The 16310-nt window shown below is 62.7% G+C and carries 10 protein-coding genes and 4 pseudogenes; 6 read left to right on the forward strand and 8 right to left on the reverse strand.

Going from position 1 to position 16310, the window contains the following annotated elements; genetic code table 11:
* The first annotated feature begins 9 nt into the window (after positions 1-9).
* The 3 genes from EZH22_RS23175 to sseA all read left to right on the forward strand — a co-directional run bounded on the left by EZH22_RS23175 (position 10) and on the right by sseA (position 3486).
* Positions 10-1455: a cryptochrome/photolyase family protein gene (locus EZH22_RS23175; protein ID WP_203192762.1), complete on the forward strand. Its 1446-nt coding sequence runs from the start codon at positions 10-12 to the stop codon at positions 1453-1455.
* Positions 1456-1528: 73 nt separating this feature from the next.
* Positions 1529-2557: a cysteine synthase A gene (locus EZH22_RS23180; RefSeq protein WP_203192763.1), complete on the forward strand. Its 1029-nt coding sequence runs from the start codon at positions 1529-1531 to the stop codon at positions 2555-2557.
* A 74-nt stretch (positions 2558-2631) separates the two neighbouring features.
* The gene (gene sseA, locus EZH22_RS23185) at positions 2632-3486 is read left to right on the forward strand and encodes a 3-mercaptopyruvate sulfurtransferase (protein WP_203192764.1); all 855 of its coding nucleotides are present in this window, start codon (positions 2632-2634) and stop codon (positions 3484-3486) included.
* Positions 3487-3565: 79 nt separating this feature from the next.
* Here sseA and rfaE2 read toward each other — a convergent pair whose 3' ends face one another.
* From rfaE2 to EZH22_RS23205, 4 genes are all read right to left on the reverse strand, one after another.
* Positions 3566-4969 carry a D-glycero-beta-D-manno-heptose 1-phosphate adenylyltransferase gene (rfaE2, locus tag EZH22_RS23190; RefSeq protein ID WP_203192765.1) on the reverse strand — a complete coding sequence of 468 codons (1404 nt, stop codon included), beginning with the start codon at positions 4967-4969 and terminating at the stop codon, positions 3566-3568.
* 321 nt (positions 4970-5290) lie between these two features.
* Positions 5291-6043 carry an FkbM family methyltransferase gene (locus tag EZH22_RS23195; RefSeq protein WP_203192766.1) on the reverse strand — a complete coding sequence of 251 codons (753 nt, stop codon included), beginning with the start codon at positions 6041-6043 and terminating at the stop codon, positions 5291-5293.
* A gap of 319 nt (positions 6044-6362) precedes the next feature.
* Positions 6363-7370: a UDP-glucose 4-epimerase GalE gene (gene galE, locus EZH22_RS23200; protein WP_203192767.1), complete on the reverse strand. Its 1008-nt coding sequence runs from the start codon at positions 7368-7370 to the stop codon at positions 6363-6365.
* 299 nt (positions 7371-7669) lie between these two features.
* Entirely contained in the window at positions 7670-8578 is a 909-nt protein-coding gene (locus tag EZH22_RS23205; RefSeq protein WP_203192768.1) for a hypothetical protein, read from the reverse strand.
* Positions 8579-8887: 309 nt separating this feature from the next.
* Between EZH22_RS23205 and EZH22_RS23210 the strand changes: the two are divergent.
* A pseudogene (locus tag EZH22_RS23210) lies at positions 8888-9259 on the forward strand (integrase core domain-containing protein); the annotation flags it as partial.
* 280 nt (positions 9260-9539) lie between these two features.
* Positions 9540-10639 (forward strand): IS3 family transposase gene (locus EZH22_RS23215; RefSeq protein WP_203192769.1). Its coding sequence is split into 2 segments (ribosomal slippage): positions 9540-9792 and positions 9792-10639, totalling 1101 coding nucleotides; the frame shifts between segments, so codons are not numbered across the junction.
* Positions 10640-10642: 3 nt separating this feature from the next.
* Here the strand turns inward: EZH22_RS23215 and EZH22_RS23220 are convergent.
* Positions 10643-11029 (reverse strand): annotated as a pseudogene (locus EZH22_RS23220) (integrase core domain-containing protein); the annotation flags it as partial.
* A 173-nt stretch (positions 11030-11202) separates the two neighbouring features.
* Here EZH22_RS23220 and EZH22_RS23225 point away from each other — a divergent pair.
* Positions 11203-11589: pseudogene (locus EZH22_RS23225) on the forward strand (IS110 family transposase); the annotation flags it as partial.
* Positions 11590-11678: 89 nt separating this feature from the next.
* Here the strand turns inward: EZH22_RS23225 and istB are convergent.
* From istB to EZH22_RS23240, 3 genes and pseudogenes are all read right to left on the reverse strand, one after another.
* Positions 11679-12218 (reverse strand): annotated as a pseudogene (istB, locus tag EZH22_RS23230) (IS21-like element helper ATPase IstB); the annotation flags it as partial.
* A gap of 123 nt (positions 12219-12341) precedes the next feature.
* Positions 12342-14408 carry a glycosyl hydrolase family 28-related protein gene (locus EZH22_RS23235; protein ID WP_203192770.1) on the reverse strand — a complete coding sequence of 689 codons (2067 nt, stop codon included), beginning with the start codon at positions 14406-14408 and terminating at the stop codon, positions 12342-12344.
* Positions 14409-15121: 713 nt separating this feature from the next.
* Positions 15122-16135 (reverse strand): IS110 family RNA-guided transposase, encoded by a 1014-nt coding sequence (locus EZH22_RS23240; RefSeq protein WP_203192771.1) that lies wholly within the window; start codon positions 16133-16135, stop codon positions 15122-15124.
* Positions 16136-16310: the final 175 nt, after the last annotated feature.

A 16310-nucleotide genomic window follows, 5' to 3' on the forward strand; every position in this document is an offset into this window, starting at 1 on the left:
AGGAGCGCCATGTCCGCCTCCCCTTCCCTCCTGTGGTTCCGCGACGACCTGCGCCTTGCCGACAACCCGGCGCTGACTGCTCTGGCCGAGGCCGGCGCCCCCGTCGCCGCGCTTTATGTCTTCGACGAGGACAGCCCCGGCCTGCGCCCCCTCGGCGGGGCCGCGAAATGGTGGCTCGCGCAGTCGCTGCGGGCGCTGCGGGCCGAACTCGAGCAATTCGGAATACCGCTCATCCTGTGCCGAGGCCCGGCGACGCGCCTGGTGCCGGAGGTTGCGGCCGCACTCGGCGCGGCGCGCGTCGCCTTCAACGGCCGTTCCGGGGCGCAGGCGGCCAAGGTCGACCACGCGGTCGCCGCCCGCCTTGCCGCCGAGGATCGGCAGGTGCTCGCCTTCTGCGCGCATCTCCTGCATCCGCCCGGCAGCGTCCGCGGCGGCGCGGGCCGCATGCCGCGCACCTTCTCCGCCTTCCAGCGCGCCGCCATGAAGGACCGCCGGCTGACCCCGCCCCTTGGCGCGCCGAACCGGCTCAAGGGCATGGCGCATCCCCCCGAAGGCGAGGCGCTGGACAGCTTCGGCCTGGAGCCGGAGCATCCCGACTGGGCCGGCGGCCTGCGCACGGCCTGGACGGTGGGGGAAAAGGCGGCCCAGGCGCGGCTTTCGGCCTTCATCCGCGAGGACCTTGCGGGCTATGCCGGCGGCCGCGACCTGCCGGCGGCCGACCACGTCTCCCGCCTGTCACCGCATCTCAGCTTCGGCGAGCTTTCGCCCCGCCAGGTCCTGTTCGCCATCCGCCACGCGGCGGACGCAGGCACGGTTCCGGGGAGCGACGCGGACAAGTTCGAGGCCGAGATCTATTGGCGGGAATTCTCCCACCACCTCCTCGCCGAGGTGCCCGACCTCGCCCGGCGCAACATCCAGGAGGCCTTCGATCCCTTTCCCTGGCGCGAGTGCCCCGGCGAGCTGAAGGCCTGGCAGAAGGGGCGCACCGGCTATCCGCTCATCGACGCCGGCCTGCGCCAGCTGTGGCAGACCGGGTGGATGCACAACCGGGTGCGCATGGCGGTTGCCTCCTTTCTCACCAAGCACCTCCTCATCGACTGGCGGGAGGGCGAGGCCTGGTTCTGGGATACTTTGGTGGATGCGGACGCCGCCAGCAACCCGGCCTCCTGGCAGTGGGTGGCTGGCTCCGGCCTCGACGCCGCCCCCTATTTCCGCATCTTCAATCCGGTGACCCAGGGCGAGAAATTCGATCCCGACGGCACCTATGTGCGCACCTTCGTGCCGGAACTGGCCAGGCTCCCCGCCCGCCTCATCCACAAGCCGTGGACAGCGGACGCCGACACCCTCGCCGCCGCGGGCGTGCGGCTCGGCATCACCTATCCGCGCCCGCTGGTGGATCACGCGGCAGCACGGGAGCGGGCGCTGCGGGCGTTGGAATCCACGCGAAAATCATGAAATTTGTCATGTTGATGCGGCCGGCGCGCTTGGGTAACGTGCTTTCCACATTCATTGAAGGCTTGCTCTTCTCATGATCCGTAACGGCCTTGTAGAATCCATCGGCAATACTCCCCTCATCCGTCTGAAGCGCGCGTCCGAGGAAACCGGCTGCGAGATCCTCGGCAAGGCCGAGTTCCTCAATCCCGGCCAGTCGGTGAAGGACCGCGCGGCGCTGGGCATCATCCGGGACGCGGTGGCGCGCGGCGAGCTGCGCCCCGGTGGGGTGATCGTTGAAGGCACCGCCGGCAATACCGGCATCGGCCTCGCTCTGGTGGCGGCGCCGCTGGGCTTTCGCACGGTGATCGTGATTCCCGACACCCAATCCCAGGAAAAGAAGGACATGCTGAAGCTCGCCGGAGCCACCCTCGTGGAGGTGCCGGCGGTGGGCTATGCCAACCCCAACAACTATGTGAAGGTCTCCGGGCGCCTTGCGGAAGCGCTTGCGAAAACCGAGCCGAACGGCGCCATCTGGGCCAACCAGTTCGACAACGTGGCCAACCGGCAGGCGCACATCGACACCACCGGCCCCGAGATCTGGGAGCAGACCGGCGGCAAGCTGGACGGCTTCATCTGCGCCGTGGGCACCGGCGGCACGCTGGCGGGCATCGCCATCGCGCTGAAGGAGCGCAACCCGAAGATCCAGATCGGCCTCGCCGATCCACCCGGTGCGGCGCTCTATTCCTATTACACCACCGGCGAGCTGAAGGCCGAGGGCTCCTCCATCACCGAGGGCATCGGCCAGGGGCGCATCACCGCGAACCTGGAAGGCGCCCCCATCGACACCGCCTTCCTGATCCCCGACGAGGAATCGGTGCCGGTGGTGTTCGACCTGCTCCAGCACGAGGGCCTGTGCCTCGGCGGCTCGTCGGGCGTGAACGTGGCCGGGGCGGTGCGGCTGGCGAAGGAGATGGGCCCGGGCCACACCATCGTGACCATCCTGTGTGACTATGGCACGCGCTACCAGTCCAAGCTGTTCAACCCGGAATTCCTGCGCTCCAAGCACCTGCCGGTGCCGGAATGGCTGGAGCGCACGGCCGAGGTGCCGAACGTCCTGGTGTGAAACTTGACACCTGCGCGCTTCCGGCCGAGGACGTCGCCCGCCCCGACCCAGAAGCAGCCCGCAAGAGAGGCCCCATGAGCGCGACCGCCGACACGTCCGCGAGCCCCTTCGTCTCCACCGAATGGCTCGCCGCCAATCTCGGCGCGCCGGACCTCGTGGTGGTGGATGCCTCGTGGCACATGCCCAATGCCGGGCGCGACGGCCGCAAGGAGTATCTGGAGCGGCACATTCCCGGCGCGGTGCATTTCGACATCGACACCATCGCCGACCACTCCACGTCCCTCCCCCACATGCTGCCAGACCCGCACAGCTTCGCGGTGGCGATGGGCGCGCTGGGCATCGGCGACGGGCTGCGGGTCGTGGTGTACGATTCCCTCGGCCTGTTCTCGGCGCCGCGCGTGTGGTGGACCTTCCGGGCCTTCGGCGCGCAGGACGTGAAGATCCTCGACGGCGGCCTGCCCAAGTGGCTCGCCGAGGAGCGTCCGGTGGAGGACGGCCCGGTCCGGCGCCTGCCCGCCATATTCACCGCCCGCCTCGACCATTCCATCGTCGCCGATATCGAACGCGTGGACCGGGCGCTGAAGACCGGCGGCGCGCAGGTGCTCGACGCCCGCCAGGACGCCCGCTTTCGTGGCGAGGCGCCGGAGCCGCGCGAAGGCCTGCCCTCCGGTCACATGCCCGGCGCCCTCAACCTGCCCCACGGGCGGCTGGTGAAGGACGGCCGCCTGCTGCCGCCGGAAGAGATCTTGGAGGCGGTGGAGGCCTCGGGCCTCGATCTGTCACGCCCGGTGATCACCTCATGCGGCTCCGGCGTCTCGGCTGCCATCCTGTGGGTGGCGCTGGAGATGATCGGCAAGGAGCCGCTCGCGCTCTATGACGGCTCGTGGACCGAATGGGGTGCGAGCGGCAAGGAGATCGCGGTGGGCTGAAGCGGCCTTCGTCCAGCGCCGCGACACGCTGGATGGTACGAAATGCCATCCGGCCGGCCGCGGCGGCCGGCGCCGAAGGTCAGCCCCGCCCGCCGCCTCGGCTGCGCGCGACGATTGACGTGGTGCTCTGTCCCGCCTCCAGGGGCACGATGACCACCTCGCCCCCATATGAGGCCACCACGTCGGCGCCGACGACGGTGGCAACCGAGTAGTCACCCCCCTTGATCAGCCGATCCGGCCGCAGCAGCTCGATGAGGCTAAGGGGTGTATCCTCATCGAACAGCGTGACAAGGTCGACGCTATCGATGGCGGCCATCACGATAGCCCGCGCCGTCTCGTTCTGGATCGGCCGCGTCTCGCCCTTCAGGCGCCGCACCGACGCGTCCGTGTTGAGGGCCACCACCAGGCGATCACAGGTGGCTCGGGCTTTCCTGAGCAGTTCGATATGGCCTGGATGGATCAGGTCGAAGCAGCCGTTGGTGAACCCGACGACCAGCCCATCCGCCTTCCAGCTGGCGGCGATCTCCGCGGCCTGGGATCCGGCGACAATCTTCGTGTTGCCATCTGCGCCACGCCCCAGAACGCGCACGAGCTCATGGGCGTGCACCACCGCCGTTCCGCGCTTGCCGACCGCGATACCGGCGGCGGCATTCGCGACACGGGCGCTCGCCGCGACGGTCGCGCCGGCGGCAAGCCCCAACACCAGAGCGGAGACCACCGTGTCGCCGGCCCCGGACACGTCGAACACTTCCCGCGCCGCGGTGGAAATGGCTATCACCCCGTCCGCCGCATGCCGCGTGTCCCAGATCATCATGCCCTTGGCACCACGCGTCAGCACCACTGCCGCCACATCGGCGCTGATGCTGATGGCCCGGGCGGCCGCGGCTGCGCTGTCATCGGACGAGCAGTCGGTGCCGGACAGCGCCGACGCCTCAAGGGTATTCGGAGTAAGCACCGTGGCACCGGCGTAACGATGGACGTCGCGGGTCTTGGGATCAACGACGACGGGAATGTCGCGCGATTTCGCCAGATCGATCACGCGCCGGATCACCGGCTGCGCCAGCACGCCCTTGGCGTAGTCGGAGAGAACGATCGCATCGATCGTCTCGATCTCCCGCTCGATGGCGCGTACCAGATCGGCAATCACTTCCTCGTCCGGAACGAGGACGGCTTCTCGATCGAAGCGCATCAACTGCTGGCCTGCGGAGACATACCGGGTCTTGACCGTAGTGGGAACGCCCGCAGGGCGCACCCATCGCCCCTCGATGCCATCCGCCCCCACCAGCCTATCGGCGATGAGGTCCCCTTCGGCGTCCCGCCCAATCACGCCCGCGAGGATGGCGTGGCCTCCGAGCGCCGCGATGTTGCGGGCAACATTGCCCGCCCCGCCCAGGGTCGTCGCCTCGCTCTGGTAACGCAGAACGAGCGCCGGAGCCTCCGGCGACACCCTCTCGGCTTCACCGTAGACGAAGCGGTCGAGCATGATATCGCCGAGCACGAAGACACGACGGTTCCGCCAACTTTCAACCACAGACGCACTCAAGTGCCATATTCCTTGCGCATGCTACGACAACCCCGCCCGCACGGAACATGCCCTGCCGCCCGCCGAAAGGTCCAGTCGGATGATCCGATCCCGGAGAAAGGCTGGCAGCCTTCCCGGCGCGGAGGGCCCATGTCCAGAGGAACGAAGCGTCAAAGGTAAATCGGCCAGGCCAAGCCTGCCGTCGCCTGGGCGCCGAAGGAGCCGGCGCTCAGAAGATCGAAAGGGGCAGCTCCCTTTGCCTTCATCACGCTCCGGCGGCACTCAAATCCGAATAAATTCCGCCGAACTCGCATTGCCGTACCTCGAGCCGCGCGACACACGATCCAGCTGGAACCCGGAGCTCTCCAGCTTGCCCCAGACCGTCTCCTGCCCGGCCTGACTGTGGCACTCCACCCCGATCTTCTTCGCCCGCCTCAGCACGTCGGCATCCGTCCCCTTGAACAGCTGGACTTCTGCGCCCTCGATGTCGGACTTGAGGTAATCGACTTCATCCACCCCGTATTTCGCGAGAAGGTCGGCGATACCCAGGGAATTCACCGGGATCTCGTCCCCCGCGCCACGTTGCGTCGAGACCCTGCGCGAGTGGCTGTCAATGGCCTGGTCGGCATCCATGTACAGCGTATCGGCCTTGTCCGAGATCGCCGACATCTCGCAATCGACCCGGCCCCCGAGATGGTTGAGCTCCACGGTCTTCAAAAGCTTTTCAAACGTGGCGGGAAATGGCTCCACTGCCACAACCCTGCAGTTCGGCGCAGAAGCAAGTGCGAAAAGCGAGAAGGCGCCGATATTCACGCCGAGATCCACCACCACGGTGGAGTCGCGCGGGATGCTGTACTCGCCGGCACACCACACGGCCCACAAGGTGGTGAGGTCGGCGAAATCGTACAGGGTCAGCAGGCGTCCTGCTTTGTCAGCGACCTGCAGCGGGTACCGATTTCTTTTCAGACCGACAAAGGACAAAATTACGTTCGGCGAATCTTTGACATTCTTTACGCAGGTCGCGACTTCGCCCAATCGATCGACACTTCCGATGCCTCGTACAATTCGACTCCACATATCTCTGCTCCGCCCGCCGATAAGCCGATATCTGAGAAACAATTTCACACGCAACTCGGATGACACGATGCCAGTCCGAACCAAATACCCGCCTATCCACTAGAGCGCGGTCCGAGCAAATTGAACCCATTTGCCCGGTGAATCGCCCCCAACCCCGCGATGGAGCCCTCGCCCTGCGACGGCATCGCCACATCCAATCCCCTCTCGTGCCCGGCGACACACAGCCATAGTCCCACAATTCGGCCGGTCCGGCAGCTTTGCGGGAAGGGCCGAGTGATCAGCTGGCCGATGCATGCCCGGCCAGTTCCTTGCGGGCAAGGCGCCTTTCCCAATCGAGCGCGTGACGGACGATCGCATCGAGGTCGTCGAGCTTCGGTGTCCAGTCAAGTTCGGAGCGAATGCGTTCCACGCTGGCAATAAGGCAGGGCGGATCCCCCGGACGGCGCGGCGACAGCGTGACGGGAAAATCCACGCCGGACACCCGTTTTACCACGTCGACCACCTCCTTGACCGAGTAGCCCCGGCCATAGCCGCAATTCAGGGTCATGTTGGGGCCCCCTGCGCGCAACCGGACGAGCGCGGCCACATGCGCCGCAGCAAGGTCGCTGACATGGATGTAGTCGCGGATGCACGTACCGTCGGGTGTCGGGTAATCAGTGCCAAATATCTCGACGCCGCGACGCTCACCCGACGCAGCCTGACTCGCCACCTTGATGAGGTGCGTGGCATTTTTCGAGGACTGGCCCGAACGCCCCGCCGGATCGGCTCCAGCCACATTGAAATAGCGAAGCGAAGTATAGGACAGACCATGGGCGCAGGCTGCATCCGCCAGCATCCACTCGCTCATCAGTTTCGAGCGTCCATAGGGATTGATGGGTGCTTTCGGCTCATCCTCCCCGATAATCGCAACACGAGGCTCGCCGTAAACCGCGGCAGTTGAAGAGAAGATCACCCGGCGCACGCCGCAACTCACCGCCGCCTCAAACACGGCGCGAGTCTTCACCGTATTTCCGAGATAATATCCAAGCGGATCCAAGATCGATTCTGGCACCACGATCCGAGCGGCGAAGTGGATGATCTCGGACACCCCATACTGCTCGACGATGCGCCGGACCAAGGCGCCGTCCCCGACGTCGCCCACGATCAGCCCGACGCCATCGGGTACCAACCGGCGGTGTCCCGTCGACAGGTCGTCCAGCACCAAGACTTTCTCACCCGCGTCGACGAGGGCGAGCACCGTATGGCTTCCGATATAGCCGGCACCGCCGGTGACAAGAACCGTCATCGCCCGTCATGTGCCCGCTGGAGCAAGCCACGTAAGATCGGTGCCATCCCCTTACCCAAGGAAGCAGCGAATACGATGCGGAAACAACACAAAGCAACCGACGAGCCTCGCATACGGACACCTCTCCCGACCGTGATTTCTCCCAGAGCCCCCATCTCCGAGCGCTTGCTGCACCGCGCATACACATTCATCAGACCACACCCTTGCCCGACCCGCCAAGCCTTCTCGTCGCACCTCCCGCTGCGCATCCACCGGGCAGGCCCGAATGGAGGCGATGGCGACAGCGGTCGGAACTCGGCTCATTGGTCTTCCGATCCGGTCATGATGACCGCCACCGAATGCTTGGCCGGGCGCAAGGATGATATGGACACCATATCATCCAACTCTTGTGAAAAAGTGAGGACATCTTCGCCGTACAGCCTGCCGGAGCTGATATTTTTGCCGTGTACCGTCAGGATATATACGGTGGATTTCGCATCATCCTGCGAAAATTCGCTATTCACAATGACCAGCGCCGTCCGGGACGCCCCCCCGTCGCCGCCTGGCACCTTCACGTGAACCTTCCGCCAGGTCGGATCCAAGGACCGGCTGATCACGGTGACGCCGCCTGTGGCGGCGCCGGAACGGGCCTCCCCGCGCACCGTGAGAGCATCGACATTCACCTTGTCGCGAAACACCCGCGCGTCCTGCCGATCGATCAGATCGCACCAGAACGCGAAGCGATCGGGCAGCTCGTTCCTTGTGACGAGCCGCTGCCCAAACACGAACTGGGCATCCAGCATGCAGGTATATCCACGGACAAAGGCAGGAACCCGAACCCCATCTCCAAGATAGGGATCCGTAACCTCAACACCTATCGGGCCTTTTCGCTTGACATTATCTTTATATCCGCAGCCTTCAAGATAAACAATCTCACCACTACAGGCAACCGCATGATCAATCCATACCGCCGCCCTTGGAGCGAAGGCATGCGTGATCATACGAAAATAATTAGCATTGCTGGGACGTCCGTGCCGGGCCATAATATAGACGGAGCGGCCGCAAATTCCTTTGTAGGAAAAATGCGTCGCCGGTGATCTATCCGGCAGAGCCCGAGCAATGGAACTCCCAAGATCGTTCAAGACAACGAGTCGCGATGAATTATTTTGCGACTTAAAAAAATATTCGTCAAAATAATTATCTATACCGCGCTCGGCATCTCCAAACACTCGTCCATAAATATTATGCAATACGCCAATATTGCATTTATCAGCAAATCCACTGAGGTGGTCCCCGAAACCCGGACAGGGAGCTAAGCTTGGTTCGGCCTGACGGAAGGACGAGCCCGATGACCGGGAAGAGGAAGCGATATTCAGCGGAGTTCAAGGCGTAGGTGGCCCTTGAGGCGCTCCGCGGGGAGCAGACGGTAGCGCATCTGGCCGCCAAGCACGGCGTCCACCAGACTATGATCAACGCCTGGAAGAAGCAGGCCGTCGAGGGAATGGCCACGGTTTTTTCCGGCAAGGCGGAAGCTGCCGATGGAGGCCGACTTCTGCATCGAGGCACTGGAGGAGGCCTTCTCCCGGTTCGGGCGGCCGGGCATCTTCAACACCGACCAAGGCAGCCAGTTCACCAGCCCGCGGTTCACCCAGGTGCTGCTGGACGCCGGCGTACGGCTTTCCATGGATGGCCGCGGCTGGTGGATGGACAACGTGTTCATCGAGCGCCTCTGGCGGTCGCTGAAATACGAATGCATCTACCTCAACGCCTTCGAGACCGGTTCCGAGACGCGGGCCGGGATCGGCCGATGGATCACCTACTACAATCGCACGAGGCCCCACTCGGCTCTCGGCGGCAGAACGCCGGAGGAGGTCCACATGGCCTGCGACGGCATCAACATGGCGGCGTGACACACACCAGAACCAAGCTTAGCGAAGCCGCCAATCTGTCCGCCAATGCGGGACCACCTCACGTTTTTGGGCAGTGACAGGCAATAGGCCTGCTCATGAATCGCCTCCTCCGGAAGCGGCGGGACACGCGCATCCGGATGCCGCCCGTCTTCGCGAGCGCCGATGGGCTTGGCGCCCGCCGTCTTGTTCAGCTTGTAGATGACGTGCTCCCCATTTTTTAGGCCAGTTTGAGCTGGAATTTTCCACTTATGATCCCCGGCTCGGGGACGAGGAGAGTTCCATGAAGGCATCGAAGTTCACGGAGGCACAGATCGCGTTCGTTCTGAAGCAGGCGGAAGACGGAACACCGGTGGCGGAGGTGTGCCGGAAGGCCGGGGTATCGGACGCGACGTTCTACAACTGGCGCAAGAAATATGCGGGGCTGATGCCTTCGGAGATGCGGCGTCTGCGCCAGTTGGAAGACGAGAACGCCAAGCTGAAGCGGATCGTGGCGGACCTGTCGCTGGACAAGGCGATGTTGCAGGACGTGCTGTCAAAAAAGCTCTGAGGCCTGCGCGCAAGCGCGAGCTTGTGGACAGGCTGCGCGAAGACTGGAAGGTGTCGGCCAGGCGCGCCTGTGCCACCCTGGCGGTCGATCGTGCGCTCTATGCCTACAAGTCGAAGCGGGGCACGCAGGCCGAGCTGAACCAGCGGATCAAGGAGATCTGCGAGACACGCGTGCGGTATGGCTATCGCCGCGTGCACATCCTGTTGCGGCGGGAGGGGTGGGCGGTCAATGCGAAGCGGATCTATCGCCTTTACAAGGGCTTGGGCCTTCAGTTGCGGAACAAGGTGCCGAAGCGCCGCGTGAAGGCAAAGCTGCGTGACGACCGGCGTGCGGCGACGCGGAGCAACGAGACCTGGGCCATGGATTTTGTCCACGACCAGCTCGCCACGGGCCGCAAGATCCGGGTTCTGACCATCGTCGACACCTTCACGCGGTTCTCGCCGGCGGTGGATCCGCGGTTCAGCTATCGGGGCGAGGATGTCGTGCTGACGCTGGAGCGGATTTGCCGGAGCACCGGCTATCCGCAGAGCATCCGGGTGGATCAGGGATCGGAGTTCGTCAGTCGGGATCTCGACCTATGGGCCTATCAGAAGGGCGTGGTGCTCGACTTCTCGCGGCCCGGCAAGCCCACGGACAACGGCTTTATCGAGTCGTTCAACGGCAAGCTCCGGGCGGAATGCCTGAACACGCACTGGTTCATGAGCCTTGACGACGCGCGGGCGAAAATGGAGGCTTGGCGTAGAGACTATAACGAGGTTCGCCCGCACAGCGTGATCGGCAACAAGCCGCCGATCGCGCTCATGAATGGCTCTCCGGCATCCCCGCAGGAATGAGCCCTAACCCCGGAATTTTCCAGGTCCGGTTGGCCTAGAAACGGGGAGCACGTCAGTCGCCTGCTGGCCAGTGGCGAAGAGGGGATCTGGCGTGGAGCCTTTGGCCGCGCGCAGGGGCAGACCCCGTCTCGGGTGGAAGGTAGCGGCGAAGGCGGACGGCGTTTGCCATCTGAGCGCGGAAGGGGGCCGGGAGCCGTTGTAATCGGCCCTCCAATTGCTGAGAGACGCCCTGGCCTGGCTGATGAGCGTCGAGAACAGCGTCTCGTTGAGCAGCTCATCGCGCAGGCGGCCGTTAAAGCTTTCGATGAAGGCGTTCTGCATGGGCTTGCCGGGCGCGATGTAATGCCATTGGAGCTGTGCCGCGTCCGTGAAGGCAAGGATGGCGTTCGACTGAACTCGCTGCCATAGCACATCAGGAAGGAAGGAGCCTCAGCCGGCGCGCGGAGCCATTGGGTCGCGCAGCGCGCCGGCTGAGGCGGTCATGGTCGGTCAGCAGGTCTCTAAAATGACAGTGTTCAAAGCCTCATTCCGGAGACGGACCCACCATCACCACTTTGCATCCTATGCCCGATGACGTCGTTCTGGTGGCGGTTGATATCGCCAAAGCGCGGAACGAGGTGCTGATCGAGACACCCGGCCAGAAGCGGCGACGGCGCATGACAGTCCTGAACACGCGCGCCGAGCACGATCGGCTGATCGTGTTGTTGAAGGGCTTTGGCCGGCCTGTCGCCTGCGCCATGGAGGCGACAGGCAACTATCACCGGCCGATTGCCTGGCGTTTGCGCGAAGCCGGCTTCCAGGTTCGTCTGGTTTCGTCGGTGGCCCTGGCCCGCACGCGCGAGGCCCTGCACAACGGCTGGGACAAGAACGATCCCAACGACGCCCAGGTCATTCTCCACATGCTGCGGATTGGGTGTCAATCGGCACGGAAACCTGACCCCATATCGGCGCCGAATATTGACCCCGGCCTGGGGCATTGACCCCACTGCCGCGGAGCGTTGGTGTGGCACAGCGGCAGTGGGGTCAATGGTGGCGGAGGTCAGGCGCGGTTCTTGAAGCGCCAGCTCTCGTTTCCGGTCTCGACGATGTCGCAGTGGTGGATGAGACGATCGAGGGGCGCGGTGGTCATCTTGGGGTCGTTGAAGACGCTCGGCCACTCGCCGAAGGCGAGGTTCGTGGTGACGATGACCGAGGTCTGCTCGTAGAGCCTGCTGACGAGGTGGAACAGGAGCTGGCCGCTGGACTGGGCGAAGGGCAGGTAGCCGAGCTCGTCAAGGACGATGAAGTCCTTGCGGGAGAGATAGTCGGCCATGCGGCCCTGGCGGCCGGATCGAGCCTCTGCCTCCAGCTTGTTGACGAGGTCGACCACGTTGAAGAAGCGCCCCCTTGCGCCGCCTCGGATGGCGGCACGCGCGATGGCGATGGCCAGGTGGGTCTTGCCGGTTCCGGTCCCGCCGATCAGCACCACGTTGCGCTGGTGGGCGAGGAAGTTGCCGCCGGCGAGGTCGCGCACCAGGGTCTCGTTGATGAGTGTGTCGTCGAACACGAAGTCGTCGATGTCCTTGGCGAGGGGCAACGTCACTACAGAACGGATCATTTCCACACATCGCAAGACGAAACGACATCCGAGCAACCTAATTCTCAGGCTTCGTCCATCTCGCCGCAGTCGTGATCTGGATGCAATGAATATCAATTCATCTTATCAATAGTATGGAAGCCGCCGCTGCTCGCCGTTAATCTCGACGGTCAGGTAGCCAGCAGGCCGGGTCGGCAAGGGAGCTGCCTCCCCGGCGGGAGGCGCATGCAAATCAGTTTCAACTTTTTCCAAAGCAAGCCCCCCACGCACGCGAGGCACGTTGCGCGCATTGTAAGGGGCCGGCCCATCGAGCGTTGCCATTACGCCCGCAAGCAGGCAAACGCCACCCTGAAGCTGCACGGTTAAAGCTTCTATTTTGCTGGCTGGAATCTGATCGACGCAGACGATTTTTTTCCATACCTGGCGCCCATCCGAATATGTTTCGTAGAAATCATGTCCATTGCCTAGTCGTACGCGACTAACGATTGGTCCACCGAATACCCAAAAACCTAAATAAAGCGCCCGCCTTTCTGTTTCGAGCCCGCCATCCCCGAATGGAAGGCGAAATACTACTCTGCCTGGGCCAGCCTCAAGCTTCAAAACTGTCGGATTGGCTCCCAATTCCTCGAGGAACGCGAGCGGTGGTTCCCGCGCGGTTTGGGAACCGACCTGGCTCCCGGTAGCTTCCGCCGTCAAGGAGTCCCACATATCTTTGAGAGCTCCGGATGTGAGGCGGGCCGCGCCCGCCATGTCGGGCGCGCGCGACCAGTTGCCTATAGCCTCTGGTGCAGCCAGCAAGTTGCCGGCAGGCGCAACGTCGCGATCAACCATCAGATCACCTTTTCGGGCGGCTGGGCCGATGCGATAGCGCGTCCAACTATCCGGGCGTGTGCTTCGTTTCACTTCGAAATCGCCGCGTAGTACGGCAAGATTCGATGTATCGCTGCAGGCGAGATATTCAAACAACGCAATCCCCCGCGGCTTTTCAGCGTATGGCGAACGTCTAATCGTAGACATGTCCCCCAACCATGAGAGGTGAACATTATTCTGCACCACACCAAAGCGCATCATATACTGTTGTTGTTCCTCGTAGGGCAAGATATCCGGCGGCAGATTCGTGATCCAGCCGCTCGGCTGAGGTTTAGGAAATTCGCGGTGAATCGGCGACCAGCTCATACCAAAACTGTCAATCGACAATCCTCCGGAAATTGACTGGGGCAGAAAATTAAATATTGCTTCGCCAATTCGCTCGAAACGAACGTAGTCGAATCGGCCACTCAAACCAATGCAACGAAGCAGAAATAAATGATCACGGACTTGGTAAAATGCATACGGCGAAAACCCCATATGCACTCGGTACATGGCTGCGGTAAATCCACCATTATGATTGGCATGATCAAACGTTCCGAATACGACACACGCAAAAATTCCATGTATCTGGCCACCCATGAAAAAGTAATCCTCACTGTTTCTGTGGCAATATACACCAAATAATCCAGACCAATAACAATCATAGCTGCTGATGTGACCATTAGTGCTATCGAGATAAAGGCCAGCTTTTACTCCAACAGTAGATATATTTCGAAATGTAGGTTGGCTGAGTCCAAAAACACCGATAGCACATACCCCAGGGGAAAATGCCTGATAATCAGGCAGCAAATCGGCCCGCACCACTTCGGAAAGGCGTTCGCGAGCATAGTTTTCCCTCCCGTGAATTGCTATATTTTCAAATACTCCAGAAGCATACATCCCGTCGCGTATTGCGAAGCACGGTTTCATATCGGCAACAACCGAAGGTTCGAAACGGACCAGCGTGCCGCGTCCTCTTGATCCAAGATAGTTGGAGTCTCCGAGCACATGTCGGCAGAAAATCTGAATTGTGTCTGTGATCCGGTAGCCATTGCCAGTGGCGGGAACAAATAGCGTCTTGCCGGTGGCCGCTGCGGCGTCGGCTGCTGATTGAAAAGCCTGCGTATCATCAGTCCTTCCATCGCCGACTGCGCCAAAATCCAAGACCGATATCCGATCGGCGAGCCGCTGGCTGATCGTGCGCGCAACCGAACCGGGGAGCTCCGGGAGATAAAGTTTCTCTCCGTTGGTGGAGCTGTCCGCCGCGGCTCGCTCAGCTGAGGCGAGTTGTGGCAAACCCATCAAGCCAGCCCCTCTCATGGCATCCCGACGCGAAATCAGCATGCGACAATGCTCCTAGAATTGCGACGTTCGAATAATGCGGTGCTTACCGAATTTGGTCCAGCAGAAGCTGGAGAAATCCACGGCCATCACTTCTTTGGCAGGCTAACGGATTGATAACGCAGACGTGTTGAGCTTTGCGCCCGGATTCATGCGCAAGCCATGGCGAGCTATTGTGAGCCACTGAAGGATTTTCTGAGGCCATTTGTCTCCGTGCTGGGGCACGAGGAATGGCGGCAGATATGTCCCCTTTACGTGGCGGGCCTTGAACTGATGGGGTGGATGCCCCCTCCAGCGGGCACGTATTGTGTCCGGGCAGCGCCGTGGTGGCGCTTTCAGGGGAGGAGCACATGCCAGATGTTCATGTCCTTGCGATCGACCTGGCCAAGCGGAGTTTCCAGGTTTGCGGCACGGATCGGGGCGGGGTGTGTGGATGCCCCCGGTTTTGCAAGGGGATTCTTCTGACGGGCTTCAGCGGCTCGGTGCTTCTATCGGTCGTGTGTCAGGCCTCTGGTCGTGACCTGCGCCACGGGGCCGGTATGCAGTTCGAAGAACAGGGTCCACATCGGTTCAGAGAGCTTTGCGCTCGAGCCCCGGGACTGGTTTTCCCCGTCCTGAACATTGAAGTCCTTGCCGCATAGGTCGTCAGTCGATCTCCTTGCCGGGATCCGAGGACCCCGAGGCGATAGCTGTCCCCTCCTGAGGAAGGCAACGGCTCACGCCATCCTGTAATTTTCCTCCCTTGTCATGATCGCCCAGATGATCCTGGCCATCTTGTTCGCCAAGGCGACGGCGGCGACCATGCGAGGTTTGCGCCCTACAAGCTGTCCGAGCCAACTGTCCGGTAACACGCCCTTGCGGATGATCCATCGAATCCGGCTCATGGCGCCAACGATCAGCAGCTTGCGGATGTCGGTCTGTCCCATCTTGCTGACCCCGCCGAGCCGTGTCTTGCCACCGGTCGATCGTTGCTTCGGCACGAGCCCCAGCCAAGCCGCAAAGTTCCTGCCGCTCGAGAAGGCGCGCAGATCGGGGGCGAAGGCGAGGACAGCGCCAGCTGTCACAGGACCGACACCGGGGACCGTGCAGAGACGGCGCATCTCGGCATTTTCCTGGGTTGCATCCCTGAGCCGGCGATGCAGCTCTTCGATTTTGCGCGTGAGAACGTCGATCTGATCGAGGTAGAGCCGGACGATCTCCCTGACGGCGTCCGGCACCTCCGGCCCTGCTTCGTCGAGCAGTTCGATGATCTGCTTCAGGTGAGCGGGTCCCTGGGCGACGATCAGCCCGAACTCAGCCAGATGGCCACGCAGGGCATTGATCAGCTGGGTACGCTGGCGGACAAAACACTGGTGGGTCCGGAAGGCTACTGCACGAGCCTGATGCTCGGCACTCTTGACCGCGACGCAATGCATGTTCGGGCGCAGCGCAGCTTCGGCGATCGCGGCCGCGTCAGCGGCATCGTTCTTCTGCCGCTTCACAAAGGGCTTCACGTAGATCGGTGGAACCAGCCGCACGTCGTGTCCAAGGCCTTGAGCAAACCGGCCCCAATAGTGGCTCGTTGCGCAGGCTTCCATCGCCACGATGCAGGGCGGCTGCGCGCTCAACAGCTGGATCAGCTTCGTGCGGGACACCGTTCGGTTGAACAGAACCGCCCCGCCCCGATCCGTGCCGCAAACCTGGAAACTCCGCTTGGCCAGGTCGATCGCAAGGACATGAACATCTGGCATGTGCTCCTCCCCTGAAAGCGCCACCACGGCGCTGCCCGGACACAATACGTGCCCGCTGGAGGGGGGCATCCACCCCATCAATTCAGTTCGCCGCCGATTTGGGAATCCAATCCGAATCAAAACGTGAGGAAAACGCTCTTACAACTCACAACCTCTCGCGCCTCAAAGTCGAGAA

This window comes from Xanthobacter dioxanivorans (genome assembly GCF_016807805.1).
Lineage (GTDB): Bacteria > Pseudomonadota > Alphaproteobacteria > Rhizobiales > Xanthobacteraceae > Xanthobacter > Xanthobacter dioxanivorans.